Origin of the sequence: Pseudomonas sp. IzPS59, from assembly GCF_014863505.1 — a bacterium.
In the GTDB taxonomy this organism is placed as follows: domain Bacteria; phylum Pseudomonadota; class Gammaproteobacteria; order Pseudomonadales; family Pseudomonadaceae; genus Aquipseudomonas; species Aquipseudomonas kribbensis.
The window spans coordinates 5,506,058-5,524,537 of the sequence record NZ_CP062251.1 but is presented as its reverse complement, the minus strand read 5'-3'; the positions used below and the strand labels follow the sequence as shown (position 1 = coordinate 5,524,537).

Here is an 18,480-nt window from a genome sequence, read left to right as displayed (position 1 = left end):
AGTCTTTACTCGATTTTCTGCTGTGTGGGGAATATATCACCCGGTTTGCGGGAGATTTTTGGCAGAAGCGTCGGAGAAAACGCTGGAATGTAGGTGAAAGCTGACGCTGGCAATGGCCAACGTCAGCGATCAAGCCATTACTTCAGTTTGGCGAACGCGCGCTCGGCAGCGTCGAGGGTCAGTTTCAGTTCGGCTTCGCCGTGGGCGATCGAGGTGAAACCGGCTTCGAATGCGCTCGGTGCCAGGTACACGCCACCTTCGAGCATCAGGTGGAAGAAGCGACCGAACAGCGCTGCATCACTGGCCATCACGTCTTCAAAGGTAACAATGTCGTCGGCGCCGCTGAAGTACAGACCGAACATGCCGCCGGCCTGGGTGGTCACGAACGGAATGCCCGCCGCGTCAGCACGTTGTTGCAGGCCGTCGAGCAGGCGAGTGGTGTAGTCGGTCAACTCGGCGTGGAAACCCGGACGGCTGATCAGGCGCAGGGTGGTCAGGCCGGCGGCCATCGCCAGCGGGTTGCCCGACAGGGTGCCTGCCTGGTAGACCGGGCCCAGCGGTGCGATGCGCTCCATGATCGAACGCTTGCCGCCGAAGCAGCCGACCGGCATGCCGCCGCCGATGATCTTGCCGAAGGTGGTCAGGTCCGGTGTTACGCCGTAGTAAGCCTGAGCGCCGCCCAGGGCCACACGGAAACCAGTCATCACTTCGTCGAAAATCAGCACCACGCCGTGCTTGTCGCACAGGCTGCGCAGGCCTTCGAGGAAACCCGGCGCCGGTGGTACGCAGTTCATGTTGCCGGCAACCGGCTCGACGATGATGCACGCGACGTCCTGGCCGACTTCGGCGAGCATTTTTTCAACGGCGTCGATGTCGTTGAACGGCAGGGTCAGGGTGTGTTTGGCGAATGCGGCCGGTACGCCGGCCGAACTAGGTACGCCTTGGGTCAGTGCACCGGAACCGGCCTTGACCAGCAGGCTGTCGGAGTGACCGTGGTAGCAGCCTTCGAACTTGATGATGCTGTCGCGGCCGGTGAAACCACGGGCCAGACGGATCGCGCTCATGGTCGCTTCGGTGCCGGAGCTGACCATGCGCACCATCTCCATCGACGGCACCAGCGAGCAGACCAGATCGGCCATCTCGGTTTCCATCGCGGTCGGCGCGCCGTAGGACAGGCCGTGTTGCAACTGGTTACGCACAGCGTCGAGTACGTCCGGGTGGCTGTGGCCGAGGATCATCGGGCCCCAGGAACCGACGTAATCCACATAACGCTTGTTGTCTTCGTCGGTGACGTAGGCGCCTTCGGCGTGCTTGAAGAACAGCGGCGTGCCGCCTACGCTCTTGAACGCGCGAACCGGCGAGTTCACGCCACCGGGAATGTGTTTCTGGGCGTTGGCAAACAGGGTTTCGGAACGAGACATGATCGGGCTCTCAGACTTTTAGTAATTCGTTGAATGCGCGGGCGCGGCGGGTCACTTCGGCGGTGCTGTCGGCGCCGAACAGGCCATGGACCACGGCCAGCAGATCGACACCGTGGGCCACCAGCGGCGCGGCGTTGTCGAGGGTGATGCCGCCAATCGCGCAGATCGGCAGGTGCAGGGTGCGTTTGGCCTCGTCGAGCAGGTCGAGGCTGCAGGTCGGCGCGCCGGGTTTGGTGTTGGAATTGAAGAAGCGACCGAAGGCGACGTAGCTCGCGCCTTCTTTGGCGGCCTGTTCGGCCAGTTCGAGTTGGGCGTGGCAGGTCGATCCGATGATCGCTTTCGAACCGAGCAGGGCGCGGGTCGGCGACAGCGGGCCGTCGGTCTGGCCCAGGTGCACGCCGACGTTCAGGCGTGCGGCCAGTTCGGCGTCATCGTTGATGATCAACTGGGTCTTGTAGCGTTCGCACAGATCACGCAAGGCCTCGGCCTCACGCAGGCGCCGGGCTTCGTCGCTGCTCTTGTCGCGGTATTGCAGCAGGGTGACGCCGCCTTCCAGCGCCGCCTCCACGTACGGCAGAAACTTGCCGGCCAGCAATGGACCGTCGGTAATGGCGTACAGGCCACGTAGTTTCATCAGGCAGACCTCACGACGTTACGAGCAGAAATCCAGCGGCAGGCGACGCGGCACGAACTGGCCTTTGCCCAGCTGTTCGGCATCGCGCAGCGTGCGCCAGGTGTAATCCAGCGCGGTACGCACGGCGCTGGCCAGGTTTTCGCCCTGCGCCAGTCGACCGGCAAGGGTGCTGGCCAGGGTGCAGCCGGAGCCGTGATAGCTGCCCGGCAGGCGCTGGCACTTGAAGGTTTCGCGCAAGCCGTCACGGCTGTACAGGCGATTGTGGATTTCGGTTTCGTCGCCGTGGCCGCCGGTGATCAGCAGGTTCTTGATGAACGGCAACAGTTTTTCAGCACACTCGTCCGCGGTGCCTTCTGGCAGTTCGGCGAGGATCCGGGCTTCGGGAAGGTTGGGGGTGGCGATGATCGACAGCGGCAGCAGGCGTTCGCGCATGGCGTAGCCGACCTCGTCCTTGCCCAGGCGTCCGCCACCGCCGGCGCGCAGCACCGGGTCGCAGACCACTGGCAAGTGCGGGTGCGCCTGGAGCAGTTCGACAACGGTGTCGACCATTTCCAGGGAACCGAGCATGCCCAGTTTCACTGCCGCGACTTCGGAATCGTTGAGCACGGCATTGGCCTGGGCCAGTACCCACTCACGGTCGAGGACGCGAAAGTCAGTGACGTTGACGGTGTCTTGCACGGTCAGGGCGGTGACGGCCGGAGCCGCATGGCAACCCTGAGCGAGCAGGGCTTCGATATCTGCCTGCAAGCCGGCGCCACCACTGGGGTCGTGGCCGGAGAGACAGAGGACAACGGGGCGTGAGCTGTAGATATTCATGGTGCGCGAGCTTACCACCAAACCTGTTTTTCGGGTGTTGTGGCGCAGCGCTTGGCCGATAACCTCGATAACCGGATCCGCAAGGGTTGTAACAATCTGACCAAGCCAACAGCTCTAGCTCGGTGTTTTGCTCTGAAACGCCCGTTCTAGAGCCTTTGTCAGAAAAATTTCCATGGTGCTCAATGGCCATCAACGGCTATGCTAGAGTGGATCCAAACCAATAACAGGTAATACCGGTTTTACGTCATCTCAAAGGGAATGGGGGGCTTCCTGACACGACCGGACAAGCCACGCTGGGGCTTCAATGCGCTATTTGTTGATGTTGCTGTTCTGTTTGCCCCTCCTGGCAAACGCCGTCGAATTCGACGAGTTCACCCAGAGCCTCCCGCTGGGTCGATCCCTGCAAGTGTTCGAAGACCCGAGCGGTCAGGCGAGCATTGCCGACGTCCGCGCGCAGGCCGCTGCCGGACAATTCAAAAAACACGATAAAGCCACGCTCAATGCCGGTTACTCGCGCTCGGCGTTCTGGCTGAAGATCGACCTGCATTACCGTCCGAGCAATCCGGTGGCGCAGCGTACCTGGCTGCTGGAGCTGGCCTATCCGCCGCTCGATCACCTCGACCTGTATCTGCCCGATGCCGCCGGCGACTATCGCCTGGTGCGCCAGACCGGGGACGCGCTGCCGTTCGCCAGTCGCGAGATCCGGCAGAACAACTACCTGTTCAACCTCACGTTCAAGCCTGACCAGCAACAGACCGTCTACTTGCGGTTGTCCAGTGAAGGCTCGATCCAGGCGCCGGTGACGTTGTGGTCGAGTACCGCGTACCTAGAAGACCAGCCGGTGCGCCTGTACGTGTTGGGCCTGATTTATGGCGTGCTGCTGGGGATGCTGGTCTACAACCTGTTCATCTACCTCAGCGTGCGCGACACCAGTTACCTCTATTACATTTTCTATATCGGTTCCTTCGGCCTTTATCAGTTGTCGGTGAATGGCGCGGCGGTCGAGTATTTCTGGCCGGACAATCCATGGTGGGCCAACGCCGCCACGCCGTTCTTCATTGGTTGCGCGGGGCTGTTCGGCAGCCAGTTCGCCCGCAGCTTCCTGCAGACCAAAAACCACAGCCGCTGGCTCGACCGGCTGTTGATCGCCCTGATCGTGTTCGGTGCGCTGGTGATCGGTCTGTCACTGATGACCAGTTACGCCCTGGCCTTGCGCCTGGCGACGACCCTGGCACTCACCTTTACCGTGGTGATCTTCGCCGCCGGGATCCTCGCCTGGTGGCGCGGCCTGCGCGTGGCGCGCTATTTCATCATCGCCTGGTCGGCGTTTCTGCTTGGCGGGATCGTCAACACGATGATGGTGCTGGGGTTGCTGCCGAACGTGTTCCTGACCATGTACGCCAGCCAGATCGGCTCGGCCATCGAGGTGGCGCTGCTGTCATTGGCGCTGGCCGACCGCATCAACGCCATGCGTGAACAACAGGCGCAGACCCTGTTCGACGCCGGCCAGAAGCTCGAAGTGCTCAACCAGCAACTGGCCCACAGCAACAAGCTCAAGGACGAATTCCTCGCGACCCTGACCCACGAACTGCGCACGCCGATGAACGGGGTGATTGGTTCGCTGGAACTGATGCAGACCGTCGAACTGGACCCGGAACTGGAGCAATACCAGCAGACCGCCGCCGGTTCGGCCCGGGACATGATGCGCATGGTCAACGGCATCCTGACCCTGACCGAATTGCAGGCCGGCAAGCTCAAGGCCACGCCGGGCAGTTTCAGTCTGCGCGCGGTGGTCGAGGCGCTGCGCGTGCAGTTCGACGGCAATGCGTCGAGCAAGTCGCTGGACTTCAAGGTCGACGTGCTGCCGACCCTGCCGGATCGCCTGCACGGCGACAGCGCCAAACTCGCGCAATGCCTGGAATGCCTGCTGGACAACGCGATCAAGTTCACCCGCGTCGGCGGTCTCGCCCTGCGGGTCACCGGTAAACCGTCGACGGACAATCGTCTGGCGCTGTCCTTTGCGGTGATCGACACCGGCATCGGTTTTACCGATCTGGGCGAAGCCACGCTGTATCAGCGCTTCTTCCAGCTCGACGGTTCGATGACCCGTGAGTACGGCGGCCTGGGCGTCGGTCTGGCGATCTGCCGACAACTGGTGGAACTGCTCGGCGGCAAACTCACGCACCGTTCCGAGCCAGGACGCGGCAGCCGTTTTCAACTGGATGTCGAGTTTGAATTGCCGGCCGTCGAAGCCGCGCCGACGCCTGTTCGCGATGCCATACGCGCACCGCAGGACTGCACCGTGTTGCTGGTGGACGACAACAGCGTCAATCAATTGGTGATGCGCGGCATGTTGCTCAAGCTCGGTTTCCGCGTGCGCACCGCCGACCACGGTGCCGCAGCCCTCGAATGCCTGCAGCGCGAGCCGTTCGATGCGGTGCTGATCGATTGCCAGTTGCCGCCGCTCGATGGTGCGTCGCTGTGTTGCCAGATCCACGACCTGCCGGGCTGTGCCAGCCTGCCGGTGTTCGTGATCGCATTGGGGGCGGATCGAGAGCATTGCGCTTCCGCCGGCTCGATCGATTATCTGAGCAAACCGGTGAAATTCGAAGACTTGCAGGTCGCGATGCAGCGTCGGGTATTGAGTTGCTGATGGGGTGAAAGCGCCGGTATTTAGGCCGATATGACACTTTGATCGGTTCGGGGGCGGTGCTTAACTGAAGCTCTGGCCGATCAAGGAGCCCCGTCATGAACCTGCATCAGTTCGCCGAAACCCACGAAGTGACCAACCAGCCACCGTCGCTGGACGGCACCAACCTGTACCGCATCGACCTGCCGCTGCAGGAGTGGTCGCGGCGGTTCGGCGCCGGCTGGGCCGAGTCGCGGATCGATGCCTACGGCGCACTGGCCGGCGGGCCGCTGATGGAGGCCGGGTTCCTCGCCAACCAGAACAAACCGGTGTTCGCCAGCCATGACCGCTACGGTCATCGCATTGATCTGGTGGAATTTCACCCGGCGTATCACGAGTTGATGCGCACGGCCATCGAACATGGCCTGACGTCGTTGCCTTGGGCTCATCCACAGGACGGCGCCCATGTTGCCCGCGCCTCCATGAGCTATCTGCACAGCCAGGCCGAGGCTGGCAGCGGTTGCCCGTTGACCATGACCTTTGCCAGTGTCCCTGCGATGCGTTTGCAACCTGATCTGGCCGAGCAGTGGTTGCCGAAAATCCTCGCCACCGAATACGACCCGCGTAATGTCGGCATGGCTCACAAGGCGGGCGTGACCATTGGCATGGCGATGACCGAGAAACAGGGCGGCACCGACGTGCGCGCCAACACCACCAAGGCTTATCCGGTCGGCGCCAGCGGCCCGGGCCAGGCTTATGAGCTGGTGGGCCACAAGTGGTTCTGCTCGGCGCCGATGTGCGATGCCTTCCTCACGCTGGCGCAGACCGACAAGGGCCTGACCTGTTTCCTGCTGCCGCGCCATCGCCCGGACGACACGCGCAATCAGTTCTACATCCAGCGTCTGAAAAACAAACTCGGCAACCAGTCCAACGCCTCCAGCGAAGTCGAGTTCCGTGGCGCGCTGGCGTGGATGGTCGGCGAAGAAGGGCGCGGCGTGCCGACCATCATCGAGATGGTGGCCATGACCCGCTTCGATTGCATGGTCGGTTCCAGCTCGCTGATGCGTCAGGCCCTGACCCAGGCCAGCCATCACTGCGCCCACCGCAAGGTCGGCGGCAAATTGCTCAGCGAACAACCGCTGATGCAGAACGTGCTGGCCGACCTGGCGCTGGAAAGCGAAGCCGCGCTGGCGTTGAGCCTGCGCATGGGCAAGGCGCTGGATCATCTGAATGATCGCCATGAAGCGCAATTCGCCCGGCTGGTGACGGCGGTGGGCAAGTACTGGATCTGCAAACGCGCGCCCGCGATGATCAACGAAGCCGCCGAATGCATGGGCGGCGCGGGGTATGTCGAGGAGAGCATCCTGCCGCGCCTGTACCGCGAAGCGCCGGTGAACTCGACCTGGGAAGGCTCCGGCAACGTGCAATGCCTCGATGTGTTGCGTGCCTTGTCGAAAGAGCCGGGCGTGCTGGATGTGCTGTTCAACGAACTGGGCGACGGCCATGGCGACAAACGGCTGGCCGCGCATATCCAGCAGTTGCAGGCGTCGTTCAAGGACACCGGCGACATTCAATACCGTGCGCGGCAACTGACCGAAGACATCGCTCTGGGGCTGCAAGCGAAGCTGTTGCTGGAGGCCGGGAATTCGGCGGTCAGCGATGCCTTTATCGCCAGTCGCCTGAGCGGGGGAGGCCGGGTCTACGGCGCGTTGCCCCGTGGGCTGGATGTCGAAGCCATCGTTGCCCGCTCGACGCCGCAAGGTTTCTGACTTCATGCAAGTGGACTGTGGGAGCCGGCAGGCGGGCTCCCGCCGCTGACGGATTGCTGAACAGCCAACATGCCACTGTTTCCGTGACGCCACGATGCAGGCAAGATGAAGCTCTGCAAGTCAGAACACAGGAAGCTGATCGTGACCGAAGCGTTTATTGTCGTTCAAACCGCCGAACAAGCCGTGGATCGTCTGGCCGAGCTGCATGAGCGGGCCACCACGGCGCTGAACTCGGCGCTCAAGCGTTATCTCAAGGATCGCGTCGAGCCCGACGCCGAGCAACGTGCCCTGTTCCGTTATCCCGAACTGCGTCTGACCTACCACTGCCAGGGCGAAGTCCCGCAGACCACCCGCGCTTACGCCAAGGTGCAGTTGCCGGGCACCTACAGCGTGACCGTCACCCACCCGGCGGCGTTTCGCAAATACCTGCTGGAGCAGCTCACGCCGCTGATGCATGACTTCACAGTGACAGTGGAAGTCGGGGTCAGCGAGCAGAACATTCCGTACCCGTACGTGGTCGAGCAGGGCGATGAACTGGCCGGCTCCGGCGTCACCGCCGCCGTGCTGGCGCGGGTGTTCCCGAGTACCGACCTGTCCGCCGCCACCGATGGCATCGCCGACGGTCTCTATGACTGGGAAAACACCGATCCGCTGCCGCTGGCGCTGTTCGATGCGGCCCGCGTCGACTTCTCTCTGCGTCGTCTGGTGCACTACACCGGCAGCGACTGGCGCCATGTGCAACCTTGGATCCTGCTGACCAACTACCACCGTTATGTCGACCAGTTCATCGTCCACGGTCTGGAGCAATTGCGCCGCGACCCGCGCTTCGTGCGCATGGTGTTGCCGGGCAACGTGATCATCGAAAAGGGCATGGATCACGGCGAAGCCTCGGCCATTGCGGCCGGCGTGGTCTGGCACCGCTACCAGATGCCGGCCTATCACCTGATCGCCAGCGACGGCCACGGCGTGACCCTGGTGAACATCGGCGTCGGCCCGTCCAACGCCAAGAACATCACCGATCACCTCGCGGTGCTGCGTCCGCATTGCTGGCTGATGATCGGTCACTGCGGCGGTCTGCGTCAGTCGCAGACCATCGGCGACTACGTGCTGGCTCACGCTTACATGCGTCGCGACGGGATTCTCGACCGGGTGGTACCGCCGAATATTCCGATCCCGGCTCTGGCGGAAGTACAACTGGCGCTGCAGCAAGCGGCGGCCAACATCACCGGCGAGAAGGGCGAAGAGCTGAAGAAGCGCCTGCGCACCGGCACCGTGCTGACCTACGACGACCGCAACTGGGAATTGCGCTGGGCCCAGGAGCGACCGCTGATCAACCTGTCCCGCGCCGTGGCGGTGGACATGGAAAGCGGCACCATCGCCGCTCAGGGCTATCGCCTGCGGGTGCCGTACGGCACGTTGTTGTGCGTTTCGGACAAACCGCTGCACAGCGAAATCAAGCTGCCGGGTTCGGCCAACGCGTTCTACGAGCGCGCGGTCAGCCAGCACTTGAAGATCGGCATTGAAGCGGTGGACCTGTTGCGCACCGAACTCAACTCGCTGCACTCGCGCAAACTGCGCAGCTTCGACGAACCGCCGTTCCGCTGATTTGTCGATGGTCATTTAACGGTCGGGCTACTAGCATTAGCAGCCCCGACCGTTAGATGTTGTTTTGCCCATGTCCCGTCCTCAACGTCCACCTTCCCGCCGCCCCGGCGCGAAGCCGTCCTCTTCAGCCCCGCGCCGTGTCGCCAAGGCACCACCGGCTGAGCCGAAGCTGATCCTGTTCAACAAACCGTTCGATGTCCTGACGCAATTCAGCGACGGCGAGGGGCGGGCGACGCTCAAGGATTACATCGACGTTCCGGGCATCTACCCGGCCGGACGGCTGGACCGCGACAGCGAAGGTTTGCTGCTGCTGACCAACGACGGTCAGTTGCAGGCACGGATCGCCGACCCCAAGCACAAGCTGGCGAAGACGTATTGGGTGCAGGTCGAGGGCGTGCCGACGGCCGAGCAGTTGCAGCGCCTGCGTGACGGTGTCGAATTGAATGATGGCATGACCCTGCCCGCCGAAGCGCGGCAACTGGATGAGCCTGAACTGTGGCCGCGCAATCCGCCGGTACGCTTTCGCGCGACCATTCCGACAACCTGGCTGGAACTGGTGATTCGCGAAGGGCGCAACCGCCAGGTGCGGCGAATGACGGCGGCGGTAGGGTTGCCGACGTTGCGGCTGGTGCGGGTCAGGATTGGTGACTGGACGATCGAAGGACTCGATCAGGGCCAGTGGAAAGAAGTGCCGGCACGCTTATAAGGCGCCGGATTCGATCAGGCCGATCACCACACTCTTGATGATGAACGCGGCCACGCCCAGGCCCAGTACGAAGAACAGAATGAACGAGCCGAAGCGCCCGGCCTTGGACTTCTTCGCCAGATCCCAGACGATGAAACCCATGAAAATGATCAGGATGCTGACCAGGCCAGTCATCATCCACTCTTCAAATACTGCTGGATCCATCGGGCATCTCCGGCGCTGTGCGGCTGAAAGGGCGGCCGGGAGTATACGCCAGCGGCGAGCGACGCAGCATTGACCTGCGTCGGTGTGCCGCAGTCATTCGTCGATTTCAGCTACGCAGATGAGTCAGCGGCAGCTCGGTGCTATTGAGCACCTGATTCAACACAAAACTCGAGCGCACGCTGGTCACGCCTTCGATGCGGGTCAGGTGCCCCAGCAGCAGCTTCTGATAGTGATCCATGTCCGGTACCGCGACCTTCAGTTGATAGTCGGCATCGACCCCGGTCACCAGGCTGCATTCAAGCACCTGCGGCAAGGTGCGGATCGCCGCTTCGAAGTTCTCGAAACGTTCCGGCGTGTGCCGGTCCATGCCGATCAGCACGTAAGCGGTCAGGCTCAGGCCGAGCATCTTGCGGTCCAGCAGGGCCACCTGGCGCGAGATGTAGCCGTCGTCCTCCAGTTGCTTGACCCGGCGCGAGCACGGGGAGGGCGACAGACCGATGCGCTCGGCCAGTTCCTGGTTGGAGATGCGGGCGTCGCGCTGCAATTCCGCCAAAATGCTCAGGTCGTAACGGTCGAGTTTGCTCATCAATCGGTCCTTTGTCCTAACTATTGCGGCGGATTATCTATCCAGGGTTAAAAATTGCGCAAGTGATGTTTAATTGAGCAATCTTCGCAATCATCTGTCGCGGCCTCAGGCCTATTCTTATCACCAGAATCACTGCTCGGTAACACAGTCCACTGCGGCCCGCCCAATCAGGCCCGCCGCGGCCGCCGCCCCCACCGGGGACGTGCCGGCCCCCGAGCTGCACACTGTCCAGAAGACGGCGTGAGGTGAGCCGACGTCAAAAGCGTCGAGCCAGGACGAAGTTCTCTAGAAGGGAGGCCGACGGGTCTCCCTTTTTTCTTGCCCGCGATTTGACCTCTCTCGCTCAATAAATAAATGGCGTGACTGATAACCTGTTGCAGAACCCGGTGTGCCCCTTCCCGGTCTTAGCTACAAGCCCTACTTAATTACAGGGTCCGGCCCGCAGTGAGGAATTTCATGAAGTCGCGTATCTGGCGTCTGGCCAGTGTAGGTTTGCTGTGTGTAAGTGTCTGTGCGCAGGTGCTGGCCGATGAGCCGCAGAATCGCGGCCCCGAGGGTGGCGGTCGCGAGCGGGAACATCAGGGCCACAACGAAGGCCGTGAAGGCAACAACCAGCCACGTCCACAAAACCAGCCGCAGCAGAATCAGCCGCGGCCGCAGAACAACGAGATCATTCGCGGCGACAATAGCCGCCAGTTCGAGCACAACGGTCAGCAGCACAACAATGGGCAGTGGCAGAACCAGAATCGCCCACCTGTTCAACCTGCGCCGGTTCATCAGCCGCCGCCACCGGTCAACAATCTGCCGATCCAGCCGCGCCCCGACACTGTGCGCCAGACCCAGGAGCCGCGTCAGGGCTACTACCGCGACGAGCGCCCGCAGAATGGCTACCACCAGAACTGGCAGACCGGCAACCGACCCGATGACCATCGCTGGCCGGGTCGCCCCGACGGGCATGGCAACGGTTGGGGCCCCGGCCCGCAATACCGGCCGGGTCATGTGATCGACCGCTTCCCGGATCGTGACTTCCGCGTTCCGTATCGTGGCCAGGATTATTTCTTCTCCGGCGGCTACTGGTATCGCCCGCAAGGTCCGCGATATGTCGTGGTTCAGCCGCCACGGGGGATCCGCATCCAGTACCTGCCGGATTACGCACGAGAAGTGTGGATCGGCGGTTCGCTGTTGTTCCTGGCGGCAGGCTCGTACTACGCCTATCAGGAAGCGACCCAGGATTACGTAGTGGTCGAGCCGCCGGTGCAGCAACCGCCGCAACCGACCAGCAACGGTTATGACGTGGAAGCCTATCCCGCCAACGGCCAGTCGCCGGAGCAGGTCCAGCAGGACGGCTACCAGTGCTATCAATATGCGGTGCAGCAAAGCGGCTTCGATCCGCGTACCGCGACCTACCAGCCCGCACCCGAAGTGGTGCAGGCCTACCGCCAGGCCCAGGGCAATTGCCTGAGCAGTCGCGGTTATCAGGTCAACTACTGAGCCCGGGCGGCTTTCACCACTTCCTGCGGGTCGGCGTGCACCAGCACTTCGGCCCGCGGGTAGGCAGCGTGGATCGCATCGGCGGCCTGATCGCTGATGCCGTGAGCGACTGACAGCGTCAGCTCCCCCGGCAATTCCAGGTGCAACTGCACGAACCAGTGATTGCCGGAAATTCGCGTGCGCAGATCATGTGCGCCGAGCACACCCGGCACACCGCAGGCCAGTTCAAGCATGTGCTGACTGACATCCACCGGCAGCTCTTCATCCATCAACACCGAAAAACTTTCCCGGGCGATCTGGATCGCGCTCCAGAGGATGTACACGGCAATCCCCAGACCGAACCACGCATCCAGTTGATGAAAGCCCAGACCCGCCAGGATCAGGGCGATCAGGATGCTGCCGTTGAGCAACATGTCCGAACGGTAATGCAACGAATCCGCGCGCACGGCGTTGGAGCCGGTCTGCTTGATCACCCGGTGCTGCAACATCAACAGCGCCGCTGTCAGTACCAGCGAAAACACGATCACGCCGATGCTGATCCAGGGCGCGCCGAGCGGTTCCGGTTGCTGAATGCGTTCATAAGCCTGAAACGCAATCAGCACCGCACTGCCGCCAATGAACAGCGCCTGCGCCATGCCCGCCAGGGATTCGGCCTTGCCGTGGCCATAACGGTGATCGTCATCCGCCGGGCGCAGCGCGTAGTGCACCGCCAGCAGATTGAGCAACGAAGTGACGCCATCGAGGGCCGAGTCGGTGAGGCCGGCGAGCATGCTCACCGAACCGCTCAGCCACCAGGCGATGGCTTTGGCGATGATCAGCGTACAGGCCACCGCCACCGAGGCGCGGGTCGCCAGCCGCAGCAGGCGGGCGTGTTCGGGGCTTGTGGTCATGGGTGAGTTGATTCCTTATGCGGCAGGTTGCAGGCCGAACATCGCCAGTTGCTGGGTGCTGCCCTTGTGCTGGATCAGCCGTGGGTCGTCCAGCGGCAGGTTGCGGCCCAGTTCTGTTTCGAGAATAGCCTGCAACTTGAGGTTATCGACCTGACCGTCCGGGCCGATGGCTTGCTTGAGCTTGGCCGGATCGACCTGCGCCGTGCGGCCCGGTTCGAAATAGATCGCGCCGGTGGTGAAGTCCACGGCAAACGCGATCACGCCGGGAAGGATATAGAACAACAGGCCCACGGCATCGAGCACGGCAATCGCGGGGTCGATCTTGCCGTCGATCTGACCGCGCCGGTCGGGATAGAAAATCGAACCGCACGCAGTGATCTGAGTGAGCAGGGTGGCAACCAGTACACCGCCGATCAGGCGAAAAGGTAAGCGCATGGGAATCTCCTGAGTCATCTGTTAACGAAGCGTCATCGTGTGAAGTTAAGACCCTGACGAACGCCTGGCAGTTCGCCGTTATACTCGCGGCTCTGTTTTGGAGCCAGCATGATTTCTTTGCCGATCGATGAAGTTTTACCCGCCCTGCGTGAAGCGTTGGCGACACGCCATGAAGCCGTGCTCGAAGCACCGCCCGGTGCCGGTAAAACCACCCGCGTGCCTTTGGCCCTGCTCAATGAAGCATGGTTGAACGGGCAGACCATTCTCATGCTCGAACCCCGTCGGCTGGCCGCGCGCGCAGCGGCGGAACGGCTGGCCAGCGAGCTGGGCGAGAAGGTCGGTGAAACCGTCGGTTATCGCATTCGCCTCGACAGCAAGGTCGGCCCCAATACGCGCATCGAAGTCGTCACCGAAGGCATTCTCACCCGGCGCTTGCAGGACGATCCGGCGCTGGAAGGCGTGGGCCTGCTGATCTTCGACGAATTCCACGAACGCAGCCTCGACGCCGATTTGGCGCTGGCCCTCAGTCTGAACGGTCGCGAACTGTTTCGAGCTGAACAACCGCTGAAGATTCTGCTGATGTCCGCCACCCTCGAAGGCGAACGTCTGGCCGGTTTGCTCGACGATGCACCGATCCTGCGCAGCGAAGGCCGGATGTTCCCGGTGACGATGCGCTGGGGCCGGCCGTTCCAGCCCGGCGAATACATCGATCAACGCGTCACGCAAACGGTGCTCGAAGCCCTGCACGATGAAACCGGCAGCCTGTTGGTGTTCCTGCCGGGGCAAGCGGAAATCCGCCGTGTGCATCAGCAACTGTCGGACGCCATCGGTGAGCGCAGCGACGTGTTGCTCTGCCCGTTGCACGGCGAACTCGACCTGAATGCCCAACGCGCTGCCATCGACCCGGCGCCGGCAGGCCAGCGCAAAGTGGTGCTGGCCACCAACATCGCCGAAACCAGCCTGACCATCAACGGCGTGCGCGTGGTGATCGACGCCGGGCTGGCGCGGGTGCCGCGTTTCGATCCGGGCAGCGGCATGACCCGCCTCGACACTCAACGGATCTCCAAAGCCAGCGCCACCCAGCGCGCGGGCCGTGCCGGGCGTCTCGAACCGGGCGTGTGTTATCGCCTGTGGTCGCAGGATCAGCATGAGCAATTGGCGGCTTATGGCAGTGCGGAAATCCTTTCGGCGGATCTTGCGGGACTTGCCCTGCAACTCGGACGCTGGGGCGTGGCGCCAAGTGATCTGATCTGGCTCGACGTGCCGCCAGCCGCCGCTTATGCACAGGCTCAGGATCTGTTGCAGCGCCTCGGTGCGCTGGACGGTGAAACCCTGAATCGCCACGGTCAGGCCATGGCTGAATTGCCGGCGCATCCGCGCATCGCTCATCTGCTGTTGCGCGGTCAGGCACTGGGGCTGGCGAACATGGCGTGCGATGTCGCCGCACTGCTCGGCGAACGGGATATTTTGCGTGGTGCGGGGGCGGATCTGCACAGTCGTCTGGTGCTGCTGTCCGGCGAAGAGCGCGCGGCGCGCGGTGCTCAGGGCGGCGTGCAGCGCGCCCGGCAACTGGCTCGGCAATATCGCGGCTACCTGCGCGGCAAGGCGAGCGAGCCGGTCAGCGATCCCGATCACCCGCGCTGGCTCGGCGCTCTGCTGGCACTGGCCTACCCGGATCGCGTCGCCCAGCAGCGGCGTGCCGGTGGTGCCGAATATCGTCTGGCCAACGGCCGAGCGGCGCTGTTCGCCGAAGCCGACAGCCTGATGAAAGAACCATGGATCGTCATCGCCGACCTCGGCAGCCGCCAAGGTCAGCGCGAAGAGCGGATTTATCTGGCGGCGGATTTCGATCCGGCGCTGTTCGATTCGGTGCTGGCCGAACAGGTGCACACCGTCGATCAACTGGACTGGGACGAGCGCGAAGGTGTGCTGCGCGCCGAACGTCAGCGCAAGGTCGGCGAACTGATCCTCAGTCGTGAACCACTGACCGGTCTCGACGAAAACGCCCGCAGCCAGGCACTGGTCAATCTGGTGCGACGCAAGGGACTTGAGCTGCTGCCGTGGACCCCGGAGCTGCGCCAGTGGCAGGCGCGAGTCGCCTTGTTGCGCCAGCTCGATCTGGATGCCAAGGGTGAAAGCCAATGGCCGGATGTCAGCGACGCGACGCTGCTGAAAGCCCTCGAAGACTGGTTGTTGCCTTATCTGGGCAAGGTCTCGCGACTCAGCCATTTCGCCAACCTCGACCTGTCGAGCATCGTGCGTAATCTGCTGCCGTGGCCACTGCCGCAGCAGCTCGATGAGCAAGCGCCGCATCACTTGAGCGTGCCGTCAGGCTCGTCGATTCGCCTCGACTACAGCGAACAACCACCGATTCTCGCCGTGCGTTTGCAGGAGTTGTTCGGCCTCGCCGACACCCCGCGAATCGCCGGCGGCCGGCAAGTGGTCAAACTGCACCTGCTGTCGCCCGCGCGGCGGCCGGTGCAGGTGACGCAGGATCTGGCCAACTTCTGGCGCAGCACCTATGCCGAGGTGAAAAAGGATCTGAAGGGGCGGTATCCGAAACATTACTGGCCGGATGACCCGCTGGTGGCTGAAGCCACTGCGCGGGCCAAACCACGCGGTACGTAAGGGTCAGCGGCCGGCCTTCGCCGTCAACTGCTCCCGGCAATAATCGGCAAACAACTGCGCCGGTTTGGTCAGTTGTCCGCGTTTGAGCCACGCCGCCACCAGGCCTGAGCCGGTGACGTCTTCGACGATGTCCACGCACACGACTTTCTTGCCGTCGTAGGTGCATTCCGAATGCGGGCGGGTGACCAGGATCGAGAAGCCGAAGCCCTGACCGACCATGCCGCGCACCATTTCGATCGACGGCGAGCTGAACTCGATGCGCGGCGACAGGCCGAGTTCTTCGAACAGGCTGACGAAGTAGGTGCGGCTCGGTTGCACGTCGAGCAGGATCATCGGTTCCAGGCACAAGTCCCGCAGCGACACTTGCTTGAGTTGGGCGAAGCGGTGATCTGCCGGCAGCAAGGCGTAAGGCCGTTGGGCCGGCATCAAGGGTTCGGTTTCGATGGTGGCGTCGAGGTCATGCTTGTAGAGGATTGCCAGATCGAAGGTGCCCGAGGTCAGGCCTTGCACCAGTTCCTGTTGTTCGCCGTCGCGGATGCGGATCTTTACCCCCGGATACAGCGCCGAGAAGCCGGCAATCAGTTGCGGCAAGTACAGCGGCGCCACCGTTTCAAAACAGCCGATATCGATCTGCCCGGCCACCACGTCGTTGTCGGCGAGGGCGTTCTGTTCGAACTCCTTGGCCATGCGCAGCAGTTCCTGGGCCTTGCGGAAGAACCGCGCACCGCTCGGTGTCAGGGACACGCCCTGGGCGTGATGGCGGATCAGCAGTTGCACGCCGAAGCTGTCTTCCAGCCCCTTGATCGCCGTGGAGATCGCCGGTTGCGCGATGTACAGCTTGCGCGAGGCTTCGGCGACGCTGCCGCATTCGACGGTGGTGATGAAGTATTTCAACTGACGCAGGTTGTAAGCGGCCACGGTGAACCTCAAAGCGAACGGATTTCACATCCAAGCAATTTGTACGCCGCCGGCCTCCGTTCTGTCGGCGGTTTTTTTGTCCCTGAACAATAGCCCCATACGCGCGCGAGGGGGCCATTGGCTGGTTACCTTTTTTATTGTCTGCGAAGACATTTTTACTGGTTTTGGCTCGCGCCGGCCTGAGCGACTATCGACGGCAGCCGTTTATAAAAGAATAAAAGTCCAAGGAGCATCCACCGTGTTCGAACTTGCAGACTGGCAGCGCAAGGCCGCTGAATTGAGCTATCCGTACCAGGCCGTGATCGACGGCAAGCTGTGTGCCGCGCAGTCGGGGCAGACCTTTGCCGCGATCAACCCGGCCACCGGCCAGTTGCTGGCAAACGTCGCCGCGTGCGGTGAAGAAGATGTCGATACGGCGGTGCGCAATGCAAGGCAGGTGTTCGAGGCCGGCACCTGGGCCGGGCGTTCGCCCACCGAGCGCAAGCAAGTCTTGCTGCGTCTGGCGGATTTGATTCTGGCCAATCGCGAAGAACTGGCATTGCTCGATTCGCTGAACATGGGCAAACCGGTGACGGACGCCTACAACATCGACGTGCCGGGCGCCGCCGGGGTGTTTCGCTGGTACGCCGAAAGCCTCGACAAACTCTACGATCAGGTCGCGCCGAGCGCCTCGAATGTGCTGGCGACCATCACCCGCGAAGCGCTGGGCGTGGTCGCAGCCGTGGTGCCATGGAATTTCCCGCTGGACATGGCCGCGTGGAAACTCGCGCCGGCGCTGGCGGCGGGCAACTCGGTAATCCTCAAACCCGCTGAGCAATCACCGTTCTCCGCATTGCGTCTGGCCGAACTGGCGCTGGAGGCGGGGTTGCCGGCCGGCGTCTTGAACCTGCTGCCGGGTCTCGGCGAGCAGACCGGCAAAGCCTTGGGCCTGCATCCGGATGTCGATTGTCTGGTGTTCACCGGCTCGACCCAGGTCGGCAAATATTTCATGCAGTACTCCGCGCAGTCGAACCTCAAACAGGTGTGGCTGGAGTGCGGCGGCAAGAGCGCCAATCTGGTGTTCGCCGACTGCAAGGATCTGGACCTGGCGGCGCAGAAAGCCGCGTTCGGGATCTTCTTCAATCAGGGCGAAGTCTGCTCGGCTAATTCGCGATTGCTGGTGGAGCGCTCGATTCATGACGAGTTCGTCGAGCGACTGAAGGCCCAAGCCGAACGCTGGAAGCCGGGCGATCCGCTGGATCCGGCGAGTGCGGCCGGGGCGATCGTCGACACCCGTCAGACCGAAAGCATTCTGCGCTTCATCGATCAGGCCGAACGCGAAGGCGCGACCCGCGTCTGCGGCGGTCAGCAATTGAGTTTCAACGGTTCGGGTAACTTCGTTCAGCCGACGATTTTCACCGACGTGCAGCCGCACATGACCCTGTTTCGCGAAGAAGTGTTCGGCCCGGTGCTGGCGGTGATTCCGTTCGATGACGAGGCCCACGCCTTGCAACTGGCCAACGACAGCGTCTACGGTCTGGCAGCGTCGCTGTGGACCGATGATCTGCACCGCGCGCACCGGGTGGCGCGGCAATTGCGAGCCGGTACGGTGTCGGTCAACAGCGTCGATGCGCTGGACGTGACCGTACCGTTCGGCGGCGGCAAGCAATCCGGTTTCGGCCGCGATCTGTCGCTGCACTCGTTCGACAAATACACCCAGTTGAAAACCACCTGGTTTCAACTGCGCTCATGACAGCCGCTCACAACAA

Annotated in this window: 15 protein-coding genes; 7 read left to right on the top strand and 8 right to left on the bottom strand. The window is 62.7% G+C overall.

The features are described from left to right. Positions 1 to 137: 137 nt before the first annotated feature. The 3 genes from hemL to IF189_RS24775 are packed head-to-tail and all read right to left on the bottom strand — an operon-like array spanning position 138 to position 2,871. On the bottom strand, positions 138 to 1,421 hold the full coding sequence (gene hemL / locus IF189_RS24785; protein WP_085712269.1) for a glutamate-1-semialdehyde 2,1-aminomutase: 1,284 nt from the start codon (positions 1,419 to 1,421) through the stop codon (positions 138 to 140). A 10-nt stretch (positions 1,422 to 1,431) separates the two neighbouring features. Further along, positions 1,432 to 2,055 (bottom strand): thiamine phosphate synthase, encoded by a 624-nt coding sequence (gene thiE, locus IF189_RS24780; protein ID WP_114885725.1) that lies wholly within the window; start codon positions 2,053 to 2,055, stop codon positions 1,432 to 1,434. 18 nt (positions 2,056 to 2,073) lie between these two features. Continuing rightward, positions 2,074 to 2,871: a hydroxymethylpyrimidine/phosphomethylpyrimidine kinase gene (locus tag IF189_RS24775; RefSeq protein ID WP_085712267.1), complete on the bottom strand. Its 798-nt coding sequence runs from the start codon at positions 2,869 to 2,871 to the stop codon at positions 2,074 to 2,076. Between the two features lie 304 nt (positions 2,872 to 3,175). Here IF189_RS24775 and IF189_RS24770 point away from each other — a divergent pair, with 304 nt between their 5' ends. From IF189_RS24770 to IF189_RS24755, 4 genes are all read left to right on the top strand, one after another. Next, positions 3,176 to 5,524 carry a hybrid sensor histidine kinase/response regulator gene (locus IF189_RS24770; RefSeq protein ID WP_192552412.1) on the top strand — a complete coding sequence of 783 codons (2,349 nt, stop codon included), beginning with the start codon at positions 3,176 to 3,178 and terminating at the stop codon, positions 5,522 to 5,524. 95 nt (positions 5,525 to 5,619) lie between these two features. After that, positions 5,620 to 7,269, top strand: a complete 1,650-nt coding sequence (locus IF189_RS24765) for an acyl-CoA dehydrogenase family protein (RefSeq protein WP_192552411.1) — start codon at positions 5,620 to 5,622, stop codon at positions 7,267 to 7,269. A gap of 105 nt (positions 7,270 to 7,374) precedes the next feature. Beyond that, positions 7,375 to 8,874 (top strand): AMP nucleosidase, encoded by a 1,500-nt coding sequence (gene amn, locus IF189_RS24760; RefSeq protein WP_162130486.1) that lies wholly within the window; start codon positions 7,375 to 7,377, stop codon positions 8,872 to 8,874. A 70-nt stretch (positions 8,875 to 8,944) separates the two neighbouring features. Next, a complete protein-coding gene (locus IF189_RS24755; protein WP_065259609.1) occupies positions 8,945 to 9,580 on the top strand; it encodes a pseudouridine synthase in 636 nt (211 codons plus the stop codon). Here IF189_RS24755 and IF189_RS24750 read toward each other — a convergent pair. Together IF189_RS24750 and IF189_RS24745 are read right to left on the bottom strand one after the other, a co-directional pair. Beyond that, on the bottom strand, positions 9,575 to 9,784 hold the full coding sequence (locus IF189_RS24750; protein ID WP_003228500.1) for a DUF2788 domain-containing protein: 210 nt from the start codon (positions 9,782 to 9,784) through the stop codon (positions 9,575 to 9,577). The two genes, IF189_RS24755 and IF189_RS24750, sit on opposite strands and share 6 nt — an antisense overlap. Before the next feature lie 106 nt (positions 9,785 to 9,890). Beyond that, positions 9,891 to 10,370: an Lrp/AsnC family transcriptional regulator gene (locus tag IF189_RS24745; RefSeq protein WP_192552410.1), complete on the bottom strand. Its 480-nt coding sequence runs from the start codon at positions 10,368 to 10,370 to the stop codon at positions 9,891 to 9,893. A gap of 456 nt (positions 10,371 to 10,826) precedes the next feature. Here IF189_RS24745 and IF189_RS24740 point away from each other — a divergent pair, with 456 nt between their 5' ends. Further along, positions 10,827 to 11,861, top strand: coding sequence for a DUF6515 family protein (locus IF189_RS24740; protein ID WP_192552409.1), 1,035 nt, complete (start codon positions 10,827 to 10,829; stop codon positions 11,859 to 11,861). On the opposite strand, the gene IF189_RS24735 is transcribed toward IF189_RS24740, so the two are convergent. Next, positions 11,855 to 12,751 (bottom strand): cation diffusion facilitator family transporter, encoded by an 897-nt coding sequence (locus IF189_RS24735; RefSeq protein ID WP_114885716.1) that lies wholly within the window; start codon positions 12,749 to 12,751, stop codon positions 11,855 to 11,857. The genes IF189_RS24740 and IF189_RS24735 overlap by 7 nt on opposite strands. 15 nt (positions 12,752 to 12,766) lie before the next feature. Next, positions 12,767 to 13,186, bottom strand: a complete 420-nt coding sequence (locus tag IF189_RS24730; protein WP_192552408.1) for a polyribonucleotide nucleotidyltransferase — start codon at positions 13,184 to 13,186, stop codon at positions 12,767 to 12,769. A gap of 108 nt (positions 13,187 to 13,294) precedes the next feature. On the opposite strand from IF189_RS24730, the gene hrpB reads away from it, so the two are divergent. Beyond that, the gene (gene hrpB, locus IF189_RS24725; protein ID WP_192552407.1) at positions 13,295 to 15,814 is read left to right on the top strand and encodes an ATP-dependent helicase HrpB; all 2,520 of its coding nucleotides are present in this window, start codon (positions 13,295 to 13,297) and stop codon (positions 15,812 to 15,814) included. A gap of 3 nt (positions 15,815 to 15,817) precedes the next feature. Here the strand turns inward: hrpB and IF189_RS24720 are convergent, their stop codons facing one another. After that, positions 15,818 to 16,732 (bottom strand): LysR family transcriptional regulator, encoded by a 915-nt coding sequence (locus tag IF189_RS24720; RefSeq protein ID WP_085697589.1) that lies wholly within the window; start codon positions 16,730 to 16,732, stop codon positions 15,818 to 15,820. A gap of 238 nt (positions 16,733 to 16,970) precedes the next feature. Here IF189_RS24720 and IF189_RS24715 point away from each other — a divergent pair, with 238 nt between their 5' ends. Further along, positions 16,971 to 18,464, top strand: coding sequence for an aldehyde dehydrogenase (locus IF189_RS24715; protein ID WP_192552406.1), 1,494 nt, complete (start codon positions 16,971 to 16,973; stop codon positions 18,462 to 18,464). Positions 18,465 to 18,480: the final 16 nt, after the last annotated feature.

What these genes read in the sequence shown, in the direction of transcription:
- IF189_RS24770 (WP_192552412.1), top strand. Translation starts at nt 3,176, where the DNA reads ATGCGCTATTTGTTGATGTTGCTGTTCTGTTTGCCCCTCCTGGCAAAC.
- IF189_RS24755 (WP_065259609.1), top strand. Translation starts at nt 8,945, where the DNA reads ATGTCCCGTCCTCAACGTCCACCTTCCCGCCGCCCCGGCGCGAAGCCG.
- thiE (WP_114885725.1), bottom strand. Translation starts at nt 2,055, where the DNA reads ATGAAACTACGTGGCCTGTACGCCATTACCGACGGTCCATTGCTGGCC.
- hemL (WP_085712269.1), bottom strand. Translation starts at nt 1,421, where the DNA reads ATGTCTCGTTCCGAAACCCTGTTTGCCAACGCCCAGAAACACATTCCC.
- IF189_RS24745 (WP_192552410.1), bottom strand. Translation starts at nt 10,370, where the DNA reads ATGAGCAAACTCGACCGTTACGACCTGAGCATTTTGGCGGAATTGCAG.
- amn (WP_162130486.1), top strand. Translation starts at nt 7,375, where the DNA reads ATGAAGCTCTGCAAGTCAGAACACAGGAAGCTGATCGTGACCGAAGCG.
- IF189_RS24735 (WP_114885716.1), bottom strand. Translation starts at nt 12,751, where the DNA reads ATGACCACAAGCCCCGAACACGCCCGCCTGCTGCGGCTGGCGACCCGC.
- IF189_RS24750 (WP_003228500.1), bottom strand. Translation starts at nt 9,784, where the DNA reads ATGGATCCAGCAGTATTTGAAGAGTGGATGATGACTGGCCTGGTCAGC.
- IF189_RS24740 (WP_192552409.1), top strand. Translation starts at nt 10,827, where the DNA reads ATGAAGTCGCGTATCTGGCGTCTGGCCAGTGTAGGTTTGCTGTGTGTA.
- IF189_RS24765 (WP_192552411.1), top strand. Translation starts at nt 5,620, where the DNA reads ATGAACCTGCATCAGTTCGCCGAAACCCACGAAGTGACCAACCAGCCA.
- IF189_RS24775 (WP_085712267.1), bottom strand. Translation starts at nt 2,871, where the DNA reads ATGAATATCTACAGCTCACGCCCCGTTGTCCTCTGTCTCTCCGGCCAC.
- hrpB (WP_192552407.1), top strand. Translation starts at nt 13,295, where the DNA reads ATGATTTCTTTGCCGATCGATGAAGTTTTACCCGCCCTGCGTGAAGCG.
- IF189_RS24730 (WP_192552408.1), bottom strand. Translation starts at nt 13,186, where the DNA reads ATGCGCTTACCTTTTCGCCTGATCGGCGGTGTACTGGTTGCCACCCTG.